General features: G+C 73.4%; 2 protein-coding genes and 1 pseudogene. All 3 read left to right on the forward strand.

What is annotated here, in order from left to right; all coding sequences use genetic code 11:
* Positions 1–114, forward strand: a pseudogene (locus AB0G02_RS39930) (NUDIX domain-containing protein); the annotation flags it as partial.
* Positions 115–195: 81 nt separating this feature from the next.
* Positions 196–609 (forward strand): carbonic anhydrase family protein, encoded by a 414-nt coding sequence (locus AB0G02_RS39935; protein ID WP_360805661.1) that lies wholly within the window; start codon positions 196–198, stop codon positions 607–609.
* 33 nt (positions 610–642) lie between these two features.
* A partial coding sequence (locus tag AB0G02_RS39940) for an AMP-binding protein (protein WP_360805658.1) occupies positions 643–1,464 on the forward strand: 822 nt, incomplete at its 3' end.

Genomic DNA, 1,464 nt, shown 5'->3' on the forward strand with positions numbered 1-1,464 from the left:
GGCCGCGTCGAACCCGGCGAGACCGACCACGCCGCCGTCGTCCGCGAGTGCGCCGAGGAGCTGGGCGTGACCGTCACCCCCGGTGACCAGGTGCCGGGCCTGGCGGAGGAGCTGACCGTGCGCTGGCGGGCCGACCAGTTCAGCGCGGCCGAGGAGGCCCACGGCTGGCGACTGCGGCCCAGGGGCGAGCACGTGGTGTGCCTGGGCGGGGTCGAGTTCCGGCTCGACAACCTCCACTTCCACCGGCCGAGCGAGCACTGGGTCCGCGGTCGCCCTCGGGGCGCGGAGCTGCACGCGGTGCACGTGAGGGCGGACGCCGAGCTGCGGGCGTGCGTGGTCGCGGTGTTCGTCGACCTGGGCGAGCCGGGCGCGTCGGAGGGCAAGCCGCCCAGCGGCATCGACCTGCCGGCGCTGTTCCCGGGCGGCGGCTTCCACCGCTACGAGGGCTCGCTGACCACGGGCGCGTTCGACGAGGTGGTCAGCTGGGTCGTCATGGACGAGCCGGTCCAGGTCGAGGAACCGGCCCTGCGCGCCTTCGTCCGAGCCCACGCCGACCGCCCCCGACCGGTCCAGCCGCTGAACCGCAGGTTCGTGCTGAGGACCGGGTGACGCGGCGCTGACGCCTCAATAAGGTCACCACGTATGCGCGTACCCCTGACTGTCGCCGACTTCCTCTACCGGGCGGAGCAGGTCTTCGCCGACACGACGGCCACCGTCGACGAGCCCGACCAGCCCGCCGCACCCGTGCCGACCACCACCTTCGGGCAGTTCGCCGCCCGCGTCCGCGCCTGGCAGGCCGGGTTCGACGCGCTCGGCGTCGGTGAGGGCGAGCGGGTGGCCGTGGTCAGCCACAACTCGGCCCGGCTGCTCGAACTGCTGCACGCCGTGCCCGCCGGCGGTCGCATCGCGGTGCCGGTGAACTTCCGGCTGCGACCCGACGAGGTCTCCTACATCGTCGAGCACAGCGGCGCGTCCGTGCTGCTCGTCGACCCCGAGCTGGAGCTGGACGGCGTCACCGCCCGGCACCGCTTCGTGCTCGGCGAGCAGACCGAGTCCGAGCTGATGCGCTTCGACACCGAGCCCCGCCCGTGGGGCGAGCCGGACGAGGACGCCACCGCCACGATCAACTACACCTCCGGCACCACCGCCCGCCCCAAGGGCGTGCAGATGACCCACCGCAACATCTGGATCAACGCGGTCACCTTCGCCATGCACACCCGCGCCTGGGAGCGGGACGTCTACCTGCACGTGCTGCCGATGTTCCACTGCAACGGCTGGGGGATGCCGTTCGGCCTGGCCGGGCTCGGCGTGCCGCAGGTCGTGCTGCGCAAGGTCGACGGCGCCGAGATCCTGCGCCGGGTCCGCGACCACGGCGTCACGCTGATGTGCGGTGCACCCGCCGTGTGGAACGCCGTGCTCGACGCCGCCCAGGACTGGGACGGCGAGATCCCCGGCCGCGACCGG

This window comes from Actinosynnema sp. NPDC023658 (assembly GCF_040639995.1).
Classification (GTDB): domain Bacteria; phylum Actinomycetota; class Actinomycetes; order Mycobacteriales; family Pseudonocardiaceae; genus Actinosynnema.